Consider the following 13876-nt stretch of genomic DNA (forward strand, 5'->3'; position numbering starts at 1 on the left):
ACACCAGCTGTGTGGTCCCGGGGACAGCGTCTATGATTGGGCCATGAACAACGTGACGGCGGACCTCGAAACGGAGGTCCGCCGTCTGCGTATCCGCATCATCGGCCTCAACCCGCGTCAGCTCGCCGCGGCGGGCCCGAATTCTCCCCCCACCGACGTCGGCTCCATGTCCAGGAGAGACACCATCGCCGAGGCGCTCGCACGGTTCTCATCCATCGGCTCCGGTGGCCGTACGGTCCCTGACCTGGGAGATCAGAGCCTGGCTGATCAGGTCGTCGTCCTGATCGATGAGGGGATAGCCTCGACCGCGAATCTGCCGGAGGTGCAGCAACAGGCACGCCTGGAGCAGCTGCTCGACGCCGCAGTACGACTGCGCCGAAACCTCGCCTAGAAGTTCCTGCCCGCTGACGGTCGCGGAGGAGGATAATCGAGGGCACCATCACTTGCCCTAAGAAGGTGCGAAAATCCGATGACAGATCGCCGCCCGCTACTCTTCACCCTCGCCGGTATCGTCGCGACCCTGGTGTATTTCGGTACTGCAGAGTTCATCGCCGGCGCCGTCTCTGCAACCTCAGCGCCCCTGCTGATCCTGGGGCAGACGATCATCCCACTCGTGCCTACCGCCATGATCAAGACCGCCATCAGCGTATTCGGTACGAACGACAAGCTCGCACTCGTCATCACCCTCGTCATCGTCGGAGCGATCCTCGGCGGTGTGATCGGGCGCATCGGCCTGCACCGCAGGGCCCTGTCCTTCGTCCTCCTCATCGGCCTCGGAATCCTGCCCGTCGTGGTGCTGCTGAGCACAGGAGGAACGATCCTCGACACGGTTCCGGCACTCGTGGGTGTGGCGTTGGGATGTGCAGCCTATGTGGCACTGATCCGATTCAGCAACGGCACCGAGTCATCTGCCCGAAATTCTGTCGGACGCGATGAGGACTTCGGTGCTGACAATCAACCGGGCACCGACCGTCGCGCCTTCTTCGGTCTCGCCGCAGGTCTGAGCGCGGTCGGCATGGCCGCGATCGCTGCAGGTCAGTCGGCTTCGATCCTCGCCCGAAATGCGGCAGGAGCGGTGACTAAGCTGGTGCTGCCACGGCCGGCCACCTCGGCGCCCAAGATTCCAGCTGGAGCAGACTTCGACATCGAGGGGCTCACACCGATCATGACACCTAACGATGACTTCTACCGCATCGACACCGCACTCATCCCGCCCTCCGTCGACGCCGCGTCCTGGTCGCTGCACATCCACGGAATGGTCGAAGACGAAGTCACGATCACCATGGCGCAGCTGCTCGAGCTGCCGCTGGAGGAGCATCGTGTGAGCCTGACCTGCGTCTCGAACGAGGTCGGCGGCGACCTCGTGGGCAATGCCACCTGGCTGGGCTACCCGGTGCGTGAGCTGCTCAAACGCGCCGGCCCGAAGAAAGGCGCAGACATGGTGCTCTCGACATCCGATGACGGCTTCACTGCCTCGACACCTCTCGAAGCACTCACAGATGATCGGGCGTCCCTGCTGGCAGTCGGGATGAACGGTGAACCGCTGCCCCGCGACCACGGGTTCCCCGCCAGGCTCGTCGTCCCCGGACTCTACGGTTTCGTCTCCGCGACCAAATGGGTGACCGAACTCGAAGTCACCCGCTTCGCCGACAAACAGGCCTATTGGACGAAACGAGGATGGTCCACCCACGGACCCATACTCGTCGCTTCTAGAATCGACGTTCCCCGCGCCGGTGTCCATGTCAGCCCCAACAAAGACGGGCAGATCGTCACCGCGGGAATGGCCTGGGCCCAACACGTCGGCATCGCCGAGGTGCGAGTGCGCATCGATAACGGCGACTGGCACACAGCGGAGCTGAGTGAGGAGCTGACCACCGACACCTGGCGACAATGGCGATGCCCCTTCGACGACTTGGAACCGGGCACCCACACCGTGACGGTCAGAGCGGTCGACGAAGACGGCAACGTTCAGATCTCCGAACGCCGCCCCGCGATCCCCGGCAGCGCCACCGGCCTCCACGACCGCCAATTCGTCGTGGACTGAGAGGCTGGTCGCGGTGTCCTGAACAGCGGCACGCCCCGCGCGTGAGAAGTGTGTGAGCTGACTGACAAAACGTTGTATGGTCACCTATGGTGCGGTCGCTGTAGGGGCCGCACCTGCCAGTCCTGTTCAGTGACACAACGAGGTGGTCTCAATGTTCGGTCTCCCGACGGCAACCGTCGTCATCATCTTCGGCATCCCCGCAATATGGGTGATCTACACGCTGATCTTCGTCTACCTCTCACGCGGTTGGAAAGCCGAGGATGTGGCCGAGGACCAGCTCACCCCCTCGGCGACGGAGCGCCGCTCCGGGACTGAGAACGGGGGACTGGCATGAACCTCGAAACCTGGTTCCTCGTCATCTACTTCATCGCCATGGCCGGCATCGGCGTGTGGACACTCAAGATCGGCAATAAGGACAGCGAAGGCTACCTGCTGGGCGGGCGCAGCCTGGGTCCTGCGGTCACGGCACTGCGCCTGCAGAGTTCGTCGATGTCGGGGTACATGTTCCTCGGTGCCGGATCGCTGGCGTACACGAAGGGCTACTTCTCACTCTGGTACGCGATGGGCGACATCGGCGGCGGAGTGCTCAACCTGTCGATCCTGGGGCGGCGCATGCGCAAGCTCTCCCAGATCCTCGGATCGCTGACCTCGATCGAATATCTCGAGCATCGCTACCCTTCGAAGTGGATCCGGATGATCGCGGCCCCGGTGGCGGTGTTCTGCATCTTCTTCTACGTGATGACTCAGTTCATCGCGGGCGGTCGCGGCTTGGAGATGGTCACCGGCATTCCCTACGCTTGGGCCCTGCTCGTCGCCATCGGCGTCATCGTCTTCTACACCTTCCTCGGCGGCTACCTTGCGGTGGCGTACACCGACTTCGTCCAGGCCATCATCATGCTCATCGGCATGGTCTGGATCCTCATCGGCACCCTGCAGGCCGTCGGCGGTTGGACTGCCGGCAACAATGCGGTGGGAGAGATCAACCCGAACCTGCTCACCATGTGGGGGCCCGAGGGATTCGGCTCGGTGCAGTGGGGCGTCATCATCGGCGCCGTCCTCGTCTTCTCCATCGGCTACATGGGCTGGCCGCACGTCAACGTCAGCCACATGGCCATGAAGCGCCCCTCGGTCGCGCGCACAGCAAGCCTGTACGCCACCGGCTTCAACCTGCTCTTCATTCCGGCGCCCTACATCGTGGGCATCATGGCCTTGATCATCTTGCCCAACCTCGACAACCCTGAGCTCGCAGTCTTCCAGGTCGCGGACACGGTTCTGCCGAACTTCGCCGTGGGTATCGTCATGGCAGGCATCATGGCCGCGATCATGTCCACGGCCGATGCGCTGCTGCTGCAGTCGGGCACGATCGCCAGCCAGGATCTGTTCCAGCGCTTCATCAAGAAGGATATGAGCGACAGGCAGTCAGTGTGGGTCTCACGCTTCACCGTCCTCATCCTCGCGATCATCGGCTACTGGGTTGCTGTCAACGACCCGCCCTCGGTTGCCGAGGTGGCCATCTTCGCCACCACAGTCCTCGGTGCCGCATTCGTCCCCGTCTACGTGGCGGCCGCCTGGTGGAAGAAGGCAAATGTTCCCGGAGCCATCGTCTCCATGATCCTGGGCACCGTGTCCTCGGTGAGCTGGCAGATGGCTGGCCTCGTCGACGTCACCGGTGTCGATCCGATGGGTGTCGGCATCGTGTGCTCGACCCTGGGCCTCATCGTCGTGTCTCTGGCCACGCAGAAGTCGCACCCTGTCCCGGCACATGTCATCGACGCGCTCAAGGAGACCGACAAGATCGGCGCCATCCCCGCACGCATGCTCATCGGCCAAAACGATGCGCTCGCCGGACAGGTGCCCAAGGATGCGTGAGCACCCGGACAGTTTCGCCGGTGGGGGAGAGAAGCCAGAGCTGATCGCCCCGGAGACGGCGTTGAAGCTGGCACCGAACATCACCGCCGCCGAGGCGCTCGCCGTCTTCAGGCGCAAGCTGCCCAATGCCGACGCCGAGGTCAGAGAGGTCCTCCACCCCTTCTGGTCGACGGTGCTCAGTGCCCAGACGAGCAGCATATTTCGGCGGAACCGAAAACCTGAACCGGCCGGTCGTGCTAGGGCGGAGGCAAGCCCAGGGCAGTGCATGAACGTCCTGGTCAACGCCTATTCGGGCAAGGGGTATCTCGCGGACTTCGATCCTCGTGGTGAGACGGTGGCCGTGACAGAGTGGCTGGATGCCTTCGAATCCTCTGATCAGGCGGGCCCACAACCTGGCCCAGATGATGTGAGGCGAACAGCACGTGCGTTGGTGCGCACGAAGGTGCTGAAGACGGTGAAACTGGGCATGGGGCTGAGCCTCGACGAGATTGCCGCACCCAGTGGAATCCTCAAACCCAACTGGGTGGTCACCGGCGACAACGACAAGTTCTCGGCCACGATCCTCGTCGACGGCCTCGACTCCTCCCATTACATCGTTCGGGTCGAGAAGCTGACCCAAGATTGAGACGCGTCCCCGCGGGGACGTTTCGGTGGGACAGCGCAGATGCGTCAGCCCCAGTTCTTCGCATCAGAGAGGCAGAATGGGTGCCCTGCGGGATCGATGAGCACTACCCAGGTTTCGCCTGGCTGAGGATAGGCCCTGCTCGCTCCGAGTTCGATGCAGCGAGCGGCCGCAGCTTCGATGTCATCGGCGGCGAGATCGAGGTGGAACTGCTTGCGTCCGTCGTCGGGCCAATCCGGGCGTTTGTAGTCCGGGATCGTCCCAATGCCCAGAGCGTTGCTGGGGCCGGTGAGCATTGCGTAGTTCTCATCTGAGTACGCCACCGGCCAACCCAGCACCGCGGAATAGAAGTCGCCGAGCGCCGAAGCGTCCGGGGCGTCGAGCGTGACCATGGCCAATTTCGCGACAGGTGTTGCCTCGGTGGTGGAGGCAGTGGCAGGGGCTTCCTTCATCTCTGTGTCAGTCATGTCTGCCATTCTTGTTCCATGGACGATGTCGTCGATAGGAAAAATCCGCCACGTAGCGAATCACCGCCCGAACATTTCTTCGGGCGTGTGCTCAGGCCGGCGGAGATGCTTCAGCACGCCAACTATTCCGTGCCGGCGGTGGTCGTCGAAGAGCTGCGTCCCTGGGTGAAGCGGTTGTGGTCGGTGACATGGGACCTGCCCGAGGGCGAGCGCTATCAGACGGCGACAGTGTCGGAACCAGGCATCAACCTCACCGTTGAGTTCGGCGATCTCTATCGGGCGAACACGAACGGTGCCGGGACGTGGCTGACGGGTCCGGTGACTACTCGTCGATTCGATGTCGGGCTCTACGGTCGTGGTGGTGTCATCGGGGTCAACTTCCACCTCGGCGGGACACTGGCGTTCGCGAATGGGTCGCCGGCACTGATCCGGGACACAACTGTGCGGGCCGGTGACTGGTTTCCGGGAATTGATGAACAACTGGGCGTTGACGAGCAGCTGGATGTCGACCAGGTGCGTGAAGCTGATCTGGCCTCCTCAGCTGAGGTGCTTCAGGCGTGGCTGCTGTCTCTGCACCCGAGGATGACCGAGGGATATACCCGGTTCCGACGCGTGCTGGAACTCCTCGACGATCCGAGCGTCATCAGCCTCGGCGAACTGTCATCGCATTGTGCAATGAGTGAACGGTCGCTGCAGCGGATGTTTCACGAATACTGCGGTGTCGGTGTCAAGAAGATCCTCACCCGTGCCCGCGTCAGAGATGCTGTAGCGGCAATCGATCAGGGGTGGGATCGGTCGTTTGTCGAGCTTGCTGCTTTGTTCGGTTGGTTCGACCAGTCGCACTTCACAGCGGATTTCCACCGCGTGACCGGATGCACACCAACCGAGTATCTCGGCTCCCGGATGACGAGCGCCTAGGAGTGCGGCGGCGACGAGAGCAGGACGCAGGAGAGGAGCGGCGTCAGAGGTCGCAGCACGCTCAATCAGCGTCAGAGGTCGCGACACGTTTGGCGATGCCGAATCCGGTGTATCCGAGGATGATGGCAAAGGCGAAGCCGACGTAGCAGAACACTGCCCACGGGGCGTAGTCGAGGACGGAGACGCCCAGTACGCCGGCCATGTAGACGCCTGCCGAGGACCAGGGAACGAGTGGAACGACGACCGTGCCGGAGTCTTCGAGTGTGCGTGAGAGGTTCTTGGCATCCAGGCCCCGATCAGCGTAGGCCTTCTTGAACAGTTCGCCCGGGACGATGATCGACAGGTAGGAATTGCCGGTCACGATGGCCATCGTGATGCATGAGAGCACCGTGGAGAGGACGAGGTCACCTGTGCGCTTCACGAACGTCAGCAGGGACCGGATGATGGTCTCGAGAGCACCGGACTTGGACATGATGCCGGCGAAGGCGAAAGCGCTGAATGCGATGAGGATGACACTGGTCATCGATGCCATTCCGCCCTGGGTCACCAACTCGACGACCTGCGGGTCCAGATTCTTCAGGGTCGAGGGCCCGACTTCGAGCATGTCCGGGGTGAACCCGTCGACGGTGGAGGCGAAGATCGATTCGATGTTGACCTTCTGGAAGATTGCGGCGAGGATGCCGGCAACCAGTGAGGAACCGATGATCGTGGGAAGAGTGGGCAGTTTGAGAATCGCTCCGCCGAGGACGATGAGCATCGGCAGGAGCAGGAGGACGTTGAAGGAGAAGAGACTGTCCAAGGTTCCGGTGACGGCACTGATCTGATCCGAATCGGTCCCGCCGGACTGCTGGTTGATGCCGACGATCAGGTACAGCGCCAGGGCCACGACTGTGGCCGGGATCGTAGTGTAGAGCATGTGCCGAATGTGCTCCCACAAGGTGGTGCCGGCAGCGATCGGAGCCAGGTTGGTCGTATCCGAGAGCGGCGAGAGTTTGTCACCGAAGTACGCACCGGCGACGATCGCTCCGGCGGTGGCCGCCAGCGGTGCGTCCAAGCCCGCGGCGATTCCCATGAGGGCGACGCCCACTGTTCCTGCCGATCCCCACGAGGTGCCGGTGATGACCGAGACGATCGCAGAGATGACGAAGGCGATGAGCACGATGAACTGTGCGCTGATGAGTCCCAGGCCGTAGTAGATCATCATCGGAATGGTGCCGGCGATCATCCAGGTGCCGATGAGAATGCCGATGGAGATGAGCACGAGCAGCGCCGGCATTGCAGTGTCGAGTTTCTCCCTGATGCCAAGGAGCATCTCCTCCCAGCTCAGTCCCATCCGCAGAGCCACCAGGCCGGCGATGATGGCGGAGAGGATCAGCAGCGGTTCGGGCGCGAGCCCGAGAACGCCGTAGCCCACAGCCAGCAGCACGAGCATCGCCGCCAGGGGCACCAGTGACCAGCCCAGGGATGGGCGCTTCTCCTCGACATCATCGGGCAGAGCCGTCGTGTCGTGCTCATGGCTCATTCGAAGGTTCCTCGGATCTGTGGTGTGCCGTCGCGGACGACCTCTCGTCCCCGGGCAAAGGCAAGCTGGATGGTGTGGTCATCATCGGTCAGCAGGATGTCGGCATCCGCTCCGACACGCAGGCGTCCCTTGTGGCTGAGGCCGAGCGCATCGGCCGTATTGGACGTGACGAGAGATATGGCCGCAGACAGGTCGACACCAGGGAGGTCGGCACACGCCCACACCTGCTCATACAGGGTCGTCTGCTTAGCGACGTCCATGCCGATGAGCCGTCCATCGGGGTCGAACTCCGGCAGGCTGCCGTTGGCATCGGAGGAGAGAGTGAGACGGCCAAGGTCACCGCCGAGGTCGATGTAGCGTGTCAGCGACCTGGTCGTTGTCGACGAGGCCGTCATATCGACTGTGGCGCCTTTGGCGGCCAGATCAACGGCGTCGGCCAGCAGCTCGGGGGACCGGGTGATGTGGGTGGCGTAGATGGCCTGCGGTGCGATCGGATATTCGTCGAGGAGACGATGCAGCGGGGCCAGCCGGGTCTCGTAGGGGCCGACGTGGAAGTGGGTGATTCCGGCCTTGCCGGACAGCAGCCCACCGACATGAGACTGGCTGACGAGCTCGGCCAGAGCCTCGATTGTGGGTTGGAACGAACGCCGGTCCGAGATCGCAACCTCTCCGACGCCGATGACCTTGTCGATGAGGACGACATCATCGACGACAGCACCGGTCAGGGTCCGTGCCGGGACCTGGTAGCTGCCCGTATAGATGTAGGTGGAGATGCCCTCGGCTTCGAGCCCTCTGGCCTTGGCGAGGAGATCGGCGTGGCTGCGGGTCACACCGTCGGTTCCCAGACAGCCGATGACGGTGGTGACTCCGGCGCCTACGATGTCGCTGACCACGATCTCGGGGGTGCGGTTGGCGTAGCCGCCTTCGCCTCCGCCGCCGGCGATGTGGACATGAGGATCGATGAAGCCTGGAGTGGCTGTGAGTCCCTGTGCATCGATGACGGTGGCGTGGGGAAGACCGTCGAGGGCCTCGGCGGGGAGGTCACCGATGAAGGTGATCTGCCGTCCCTCGATGAGGATGTCCTGCTTGCCGAGTCGTTCCGGGGCACAGATGTCGGCGCCGCGCAGCAATGTGACCATGGTTCGTCTTCTCCTCGGGGTCTTTCCTCGCAATGGCTATCCGGGAATGATTCCTTTGCCGTCGACCTTTGGGATGGCAGCGAGCAACTTCTGCGTATAGGGATGCTGAGGGGCATTCCAGATCTGTTCTGTCGAACCGACCTCGACAATCCTACCTGCCTCCATGACAGCCACACGGTCCGCGATGTCACGCACGACCGAGAGGTCGTGGCTGATGAAGATCATCGACGCGCCCGAGTCAATGGCCAGATCTCTCATCATCCGCGCGATCCTGGCCTGGAGAAACGCATCCAGAGAGGCGATCGGCTCATCGCCGACGAGCACCTTAGGGCCGGCCGCCAGCGCACGCGCGATGGCGATGCGCTGCCGTTGCCCGCCCGAGAAGGAATGCGAGAACCTCTCCGCAGCATCGACGGGCAGATCGACGGCTTCGAGGAGGGACTCCACGCTCCAGTTCTGTTCCGGGTCGAGAGCAAGGGCGTCGGTGAGCTGATCCCGGATGCGTCTGCGCGGGTTCAATGATGCGTAGGGATTCTGGAAGACCATCTGGACTCCCAGCAGGTTTTTGGGCCGGCGGGCAAGGCCGAGGGGTTTCACCGGGTGGGATTCGAAGGTGATGGAGCCACCCGCGGTCTTCTCGAGTCCGCAGATGAGTTTGGCCAGCGTGGACTTGCCGCAACCGGATTCGCCCACGAGACCCAGGACTTCCGAATGCCGCAGCTGCAGGGAGACGTCACTGACGGCACGGAACCGGCCACCGCCATTGAGCTTGTACTCACACGACACATTGTTGAGTTCAAGCAGCGGCGTCTGGGACGTACGAGGAGCACCCTCGGTCGTTGTCGTCGTTGTCATCAGCGTGAGACCTCTGCTCCGGGCAGCGATTCGATGAGTGAGCGGGTGTACTCGTGTTGGGGTGCTGTGATCACAGGTTCGCGATCACCGGTTTCGACGACCAGTCCGTTCTGCATCACGACGATCGTGTCGGCTACCGAGGACAGGACCCCGAAGTCGTGAGTGACTAGGAGGACGGCCAAGTTGAGGTCATCGCAGAGTTCACGCAGCAGCCGCAGGATTCCCGCCTGCACGGTGACATCGAGGGCGGTGGTCGGTTCATCGGCGATGAGCACGTTCGGGTCGCAGATGATCGCCGAGGCGAAGGCGATGCGTTGGAGCTGACCGCCGGAGAATTGGTGGGGATACTTCCCGATCGCCTCCTCAGGGTGCGGCACGCGGGTACGTTCGAGGATATGGACCGCGCGTTCCAGGGCTTCCTTCTTCGAGACCTTCTTATGATGGCGAAGGTGATCGGTGATCTGATCGCCGACGGTGAGCATGGGATGGAACGCGGAGGAGGGATCCTGGAACACCATCGACAGCTGCACCCCGCGCAGCCGGTTGTGGACCTTGGCAGGCATACCCACCAACTCGGTGCCGTCGAAGTCGATGCTGCCGCTCAGCTGGGCGCCGGCGGGGGAGAGGCCCATGATCGCCAGTCCCGTCTGGGTTTTGCCCGAGCCGGAGGCACCGGCGACTCCGGTGATCTTTCCTGCCTCCAGATCGAAGGAGACGTTGCGGAGGATGTGCTTCTCGTCCTTGCCCGTCGTCACCGACAGGCTGAGGTCTCTGATGCTGATCATGCTCATGAGGTGGTCTCTCCGACTTCCTGTGCCGTATGCGGGTCAAGTGCATCGCGCAGACTGTCACCGATGAAATTGAAGGCCATGACGATGGTGAGGATGCACAGTCCGGGGAAGAACGCGATCCACCATGAGGCGAACTGCGAGACTCCTTCGCTGATCATGGCTCCCCAGTCCGGAGTCGGTGGGACGACGCCCAGAGACAGGAACGAGAGTCCGGCCATCGTGAGAATCGCCGAACCCACATCGAGGGTGGCGAGAACCACGACCGGGGAGAGCACATTCGGCGCTATCTCGCGGATGAGGGACTTCCCGGCGCTGAAGCCGAGCAGTCTGCCGGCGACGACGTATTCGCTGTTGCGTGCTGACATCACCAGAGACCTGGTGACACGGGCATAGGAGGGCCAAGAGACAAGGAGAATTGCGATGATGGCGTTCTTCAGACCCGGTCCCAGCGCTGCTGCGATGACCATGGCGAGGATGATGGTCGGAAACGCGAAGACGAGATCGGCTATGCGCATGATGACCTCGTCCACTGCGCGTCCGAAATAGCCGGCGATCGCACCGAGAACTGATCCGAGCAGTGATGAGCAGATGACGACGAAGACCGCCGCGGGCAGGGTGGTGCGTGCGGACACGACGAGTCTGGAGAGCACGTCTCGGCCCAGGGTGTCGGTGCCCAGCAGGTTCCCGCTTCCAGGAGCGTTGAGCCTGGGGAAATCCTGGGCCAGCGGATTGAACGGGGCGATGAGAGGGGCGAAGATCGCCACGATCAGCCAGAGGGCAAGGATGACGGCGCCGACGAAGCCCAGGGGCGTGCGCAGTGCCTTCGGGAATCTCAGCTTCCACCGTTTGACACCGAGGTCGACGGGATTGCGATCGAGCACCTCGGCGCCGGTGTCATGGGTGTTCGTCGGTGGCTGTTTGGGAGTCCCGATGCTCATCGCACCCTCACTCTCGGATCCACGAAGCTGTAGATCAGGTCGACGATGAAATTGACGATGATGTAGACGATGCCGATGACGAGGCCCACGCCCATGATGACCGGGAGATCGAGTGTCGTAGCACCGCGGAATGCATATTGACCCAGACCATTCCAAGCGAAGACGGTCTCCGTGAGCACCGCACCGGAGAGCAGTGAGCCGAAGGCCAGGCCGACCACCGTGATGATGGGGACGAGGGCGCCGCGGAAGATGTATTTGAAAATGACGGTGCGCGCAGACAGGCCTTTGGCCTTAGCCGCTGTGACGTAGTCGAGCCTGATGATGTCGAGGACACTGGAGCGGCTGAACCGTGTGAGCAGGCCGATCGTGAACAGTGCCAGGACACATGAGGGCAGGATCAGATGCCCGAAGGCGTTGACGAACGTCGACATCTGGCCGGCCAGGAGGGAATCGAGGGTGTAGAGGCCGGTGACCCGAGGAGGTGGTGTAATCCAAGGGTCGAGGCGCCCGGCACCGGGAACCACACGGAGTTTGAAGAAGAAGACGTAGTAGCCGACGGCTGCGATCCAGAAGGTCGGGGCGGAGATGCCGATGAGGCTCAGCGTACGGATGGCGTGATCGAGGAACCGGTTTTGATTGAGCGCGCTGGCCAGACCCAGCAGCAGGCCGATGATCACCGAGATGAGGATGGCTCCGATGCCCAGTTCGATCGAGGCAGGGAAGACCTGCCCGATCGACTGGAGGACTGGTGTTCGGGTTTGGTTCGAGACACCCATATCACCGTGAAGCAGATTGCTCAGATATGTGAAGTACTGCACGATCAGGGGTTGATCGAGGCCGAGGCGCTCGCGGGTAGCCGCGACGATAGCGGGATCCGCGGCCGCCCGGTCGCCGAGGATGGCGGCGACCGGGTCGGTGGGAACCAGGTTCGTCAGCAGGAACGTCACGACGGTGACACCCCAGATGAGAATCAGGCTGATCCCAATCCGAATGAGGATGTAGCGCAGCAGCGGAGGCAGCAGCGGGGGTTTGATGCGCTGCGCTTCGTCGGAGCTCGGCGGGTGTGCGGTGGAGCTATCGGCAGTGCTGACCGACATTCTTACTCGGCTTTCGCGAAGTCGAATGAGATGTCGGCATTGGAGACGTACTTGTTGATGCTCGATCCCACTGCCACGGTGTTGACGGGCTGGACCAGAGGAATCCAGACACCCGTGTCCGTGGTCGCCTTGTACAGCTTGGCATAGGCGGCGTCACGGTCGCTGTCTGTGGCCTTCTCTGCCTCCGCGGCGAGTTTCTTCAGCTTCGGATCGGAGTCCCAGTTGACGCGATCGGCGACACTGCCGCCGGGGATGAAGACGTTGTAGTTCGTGGGATCCGGGTAGTCGGCACCCCAGGTGCCGATGCCCATGGGCTGTTTGGCCGAGCGGAATCCGTCGAGCTGTGTCGAGCTCGGTGCCGGTTTCAGCGCGAGATTGATGCCGGCCTCCTTCAGCTGAGCCTGCAGAGTCTCTGCCAGCTGAGCCAGATCGACTCCGTTGACTGCTTGGTCACTCGAGTAGTGGAAGGGAATCTTCTCACCCTTGTAGCCGGCCTTCTTCAGCAGCTTCTTCGTCTTGGCAAGGTCCTTCTCTGGCGCCTGATCCTTCGGGACGGCACCGATGAACTCGTTGGGGACGAGGCTGGCCATGCGCTGAGATCCCTCCCCGGCGAGGTCGGTGAGTTTGTCGTAGTCGATGGCGGACATCACGGCCTTGCGGAAGTTCGGGTCGGCGGCCGGTCCGCCGAGCTTCTCATCGGTGTTGTTGAAGATGTAGAGGCTGCGTGTCGATGGCAGGCTCGCGATCTCACCCATGGAGTCATCGATCTGCTTCGCCTGGTCGGCATTGAGGTCATAGGCGACCTGCGCCTGACCGGACTGAATATCGGTCAGCTGGGTCTCTGCAGAGACGTTGCGCAGCACGACGCGCTTGAACTTCGGCTTCGGGCCGTTGTAATGCTCGTTCGCCGTCAGCACCACCTGGCTGTCGGCATCATATTTGTCGACCTTGTACGGCCCCGAGCCCTGCGAGTTCTCGTTGAGGAATGCCTCGGCACCGTCCTTCTCATCGGTCGTGCCTTCATTCTCCTTGACAACTTTCGAATTCACGATGCCGATCGAGGCATTGGGCAGAATGTAGGGGAGCGCAGGATTGGGCTTTTTGCTGGTCAGCTCGACGGTCTCATCGTCGACTTTCTTGATGGTGACGCCGTCGAGGAAGAACGAGGGATTGCCCTTGATGCCCTTAAGCCGTTCGAAGGAGAAGACGACGTCATCCATGGTGACAGGGTCGCCGTTGGAGAACTTCGCGTCCTTCTCCTTGAGCTTCAGCGTCATCTTCTTGTTGTCGTCGGACATCTCGAAGGAGCACAGGCCATCGGTCGGCTTGGTGAGATCGCCGTCTTTGAACTCCAGCGCCGTCTGATAGATCGCGGTGTCGATCGTGGAACCGGTGAACTCGAACTGTCGGTGGGGATCGATCGTCTTGAGGTTGAAGGCGGTTTCGGCGACGATCGTGTCGCCGGCCTCGCCTCCTCCTTTGTCGCCTCCGCTGCATGCTGCGAGACCGAAGGTGAGAGCCAGGGCGGAACCGATCGCGAGCGCTCGGCGGGGGAGACGGACCTTCATGTGAGCTTCCTTACGTTAGGTGTTGTAGCTCACACTAAATCCCCAT

The 13876-nt window shown here is 62.4% G+C and carries 14 protein-coding genes; 6 read left to right on the forward strand and 8 right to left on the reverse strand.

Annotation, left to right across the window (positions count from 1 at the left end):
* The first annotated feature begins 43 nt into the window (after window positions 1-43).
* The 5 genes from INT29_RS16565 (at window position 44) to INT29_RS16585 (ending at window position 4538) form a co-directional block, all read left to right on the forward strand.
* The gene (locus INT29_RS16565) at window positions 44-391 is read left to right on the forward strand and encodes a hypothetical protein (RefSeq protein ID WP_101569631.1); all 348 of its coding nucleotides are present in this window, start codon (window positions 44-46) and stop codon (window positions 389-391) included.
* A gap of 78 nt (window positions 392-469) precedes the next feature.
* Window positions 470-2044: a molybdopterin-dependent oxidoreductase gene (locus tag INT29_RS16570; RefSeq protein ID WP_101569632.1), complete on the forward strand. Its 1575-nt coding sequence runs from the start codon at window positions 470-472 to the stop codon at window positions 2042-2044.
* A 151-nt stretch (window positions 2045-2195) separates the two neighbouring features.
* Entirely contained in the window at window positions 2196-2378 is a 183-nt protein-coding gene (locus INT29_RS16575) for a hypothetical protein (protein WP_101569633.1), read from the forward strand.
* On the forward strand, window positions 2375-3913 hold the full coding sequence (locus tag INT29_RS16580; protein ID WP_193072482.1) for a sodium/proline symporter: 1539 nt from the start codon (window positions 2375-2377) through the stop codon (window positions 3911-3913). The genes INT29_RS16575 and INT29_RS16580 overlap by 4 nt, the downstream gene beginning before the upstream one ends.
* Window positions 3906-4538 (forward strand): hypothetical protein, encoded by a 633-nt coding sequence (locus INT29_RS16585; RefSeq protein ID WP_101569635.1) that lies wholly within the window; start codon window positions 3906-3908, stop codon window positions 4536-4538. Before INT29_RS16580 ends, INT29_RS16585 begins: the two co-directional genes overlap by 8 nt.
* Window positions 4539-4582: 44 nt before the next feature.
* Here INT29_RS16585 and INT29_RS16590 read toward each other — a convergent pair whose 3' ends face one another.
* On the reverse strand, window positions 4583-5002 hold the full coding sequence (locus INT29_RS16590; protein ID WP_101569890.1) for a VOC family protein: 420 nt from the start codon (window positions 5000-5002) through the stop codon (window positions 4583-4585).
* Between the two features lie 18 nt (window positions 5003-5020).
* Between INT29_RS16590 and INT29_RS16595 the strand changes: the two genes are divergently transcribed.
* On the forward strand, window positions 5021-5920 hold the full coding sequence (locus INT29_RS16595; protein ID WP_101569636.1) for a helix-turn-helix transcriptional regulator: 900 nt from the start codon (window positions 5021-5023) through the stop codon (window positions 5918-5920).
* A gap of 61 nt (window positions 5921-5981) precedes the next feature.
* Here the strand turns inward: INT29_RS16595 and nhaC are convergent, their stop codons facing one another.
* The 7 genes from nhaC to INT29_RS16630 are packed head-to-tail and all read right to left on the reverse strand — an operon-like array spanning window position 5982 to window position 13830.
* Window positions 5982-7442 carry a Na+/H+ antiporter NhaC gene (gene nhaC, locus INT29_RS16600; protein WP_193072484.1) on the reverse strand — a complete coding sequence of 487 codons (1461 nt, stop codon included), beginning with the start codon at window positions 7440-7442 and terminating at the stop codon, window positions 5982-5984.
* The gene (iadA, locus tag INT29_RS16605) at window positions 7439-8581 is read right to left on the reverse strand and encodes a beta-aspartyl-peptidase (RefSeq protein ID WP_193072486.1); all 1143 of its coding nucleotides are present in this window, start codon (window positions 8579-8581) and stop codon (window positions 7439-7441) included. Before iadA ends, nhaC begins: the two co-directional genes overlap by 4 nt.
* Before the next feature lie 36 nt (window positions 8582-8617).
* The gene (locus tag INT29_RS16610) at window positions 8618-9436 is read right to left on the reverse strand and encodes an ABC transporter ATP-binding protein (protein WP_193072487.1); all 819 of its coding nucleotides are present in this window, start codon (window positions 9434-9436) and stop codon (window positions 8618-8620) included.
* The gene (locus tag INT29_RS16615; RefSeq protein WP_101569640.1) at window positions 9436-10227 is read right to left on the reverse strand and encodes an ABC transporter ATP-binding protein; all 792 of its coding nucleotides are present in this window, start codon (window positions 10225-10227) and stop codon (window positions 9436-9438) included. The genes INT29_RS16610 and INT29_RS16615 overlap by 1 nt, the downstream gene beginning before the upstream one ends.
* The gene (locus tag INT29_RS16620; protein ID WP_193072488.1) at window positions 10224-11165 is read right to left on the reverse strand and encodes an ABC transporter permease; all 942 of its coding nucleotides are present in this window, start codon (window positions 11163-11165) and stop codon (window positions 10224-10226) included. Before INT29_RS16620 ends, INT29_RS16615 begins: the two co-directional genes overlap by 4 nt.
* Complete coding sequence (locus INT29_RS16625) at window positions 11162-12262, reverse strand: ABC transporter permease (protein ID WP_193072489.1); 1101 nt, start codon at window positions 12260-12262, stop codon at window positions 11162-11164. The genes INT29_RS16620 and INT29_RS16625 overlap by 4 nt, the downstream gene beginning before the upstream one ends.
* 2 nt (window positions 12263-12264) lie before the next feature.
* A complete protein-coding gene (locus tag INT29_RS16630) occupies window positions 12265-13830 on the reverse strand; it encodes an ABC transporter substrate-binding protein (protein WP_101569643.1) in 1566 nt (521 codons plus the stop codon).
* Window positions 13831-13876: the final 46 nt, after the last annotated feature.

The sequence above is a fragment of the Brevibacterium sp. FME37 genome, assembly GCF_014897485.1.
Classification (GTDB): Bacteria; Actinomycetota; Actinomycetes; order Actinomycetales; family Brevibacteriaceae; genus Brevibacterium.

What these genes read in the sequence shown, in the direction of transcription:
- INT29_RS16565 (WP_101569631.1), top strand. Translation starts at nt 44, where the DNA reads ATGAACAACGTGACGGCGGACCTCGAAACGGAGGTCCGCCGTCTGCGT.
- INT29_RS16570 (WP_101569632.1), top strand. Translation starts at nt 470, where the DNA reads ATGACAGATCGCCGCCCGCTACTCTTCACCCTCGCCGGTATCGTCGCG.
- INT29_RS16575 (WP_101569633.1), top strand. Translation starts at nt 2,196, where the DNA reads ATGTTCGGTCTCCCGACGGCAACCGTCGTCATCATCTTCGGCATCCCC.
- INT29_RS16580 (WP_193072482.1), top strand. Translation starts at nt 2,375, where the DNA reads ATGAACCTCGAAACCTGGTTCCTCGTCATCTACTTCATCGCCATGGCC.
- INT29_RS16585 (WP_101569635.1), top strand. Translation starts at nt 3,906, where the DNA reads ATGCGTGAGCACCCGGACAGTTTCGCCGGTGGGGGAGAGAAGCCAGAG.
- INT29_RS16590 (WP_101569890.1), bottom strand. Translation starts at nt 5,002, where the DNA reads ATGACTGACACAGAGATGAAGGAAGCCCCTGCCACTGCCTCCACCACC.
- INT29_RS16595 (WP_101569636.1), top strand. Translation starts at nt 5,021, where the DNA reads ATGGACGATGTCGTCGATAGGAAAAATCCGCCACGTAGCGAATCACCG.
- nhaC (WP_193072484.1), bottom strand. Translation starts at nt 7,442, where the DNA reads ATGAGCCATGAGCACGACACGACGGCTCTGCCCGATGATGTCGAGGAG.
- iadA (WP_193072486.1), bottom strand. Translation starts at nt 8,581, where the DNA reads ATGGTCACATTGCTGCGCGGCGCCGACATCTGTGCCCCGGAACGACTC.
- INT29_RS16610 (WP_193072487.1), bottom strand. Translation starts at nt 9,436, where the DNA reads ATGACAACGACGACAACGACCGAGGGTGCTCCTCGTACGTCCCAGACG.
- INT29_RS16615 (WP_101569640.1), bottom strand. Translation starts at nt 10,227, where the DNA reads ATGAGCATGATCAGCATCAGAGACCTCAGCCTGTCGGTGACGACGGGC.
- INT29_RS16620 (WP_193072488.1), bottom strand. Translation starts at nt 11,165, where the DNA reads ATGAGCATCGGGACTCCCAAACAGCCACCGACGAACACCCATGACACC.
- INT29_RS16625 (WP_193072489.1), bottom strand. Translation starts at nt 12,262, where the DNA reads ATGTCGGTCAGCACTGCCGATAGCTCCACCGCACACCCGCCGAGCTCC.
- INT29_RS16630 (WP_101569643.1), bottom strand. Translation starts at nt 13,830, where the DNA reads ATGAAGGTCCGTCTCCCCCGCCGAGCGCTCGCGATCGGTTCCGCCCTG.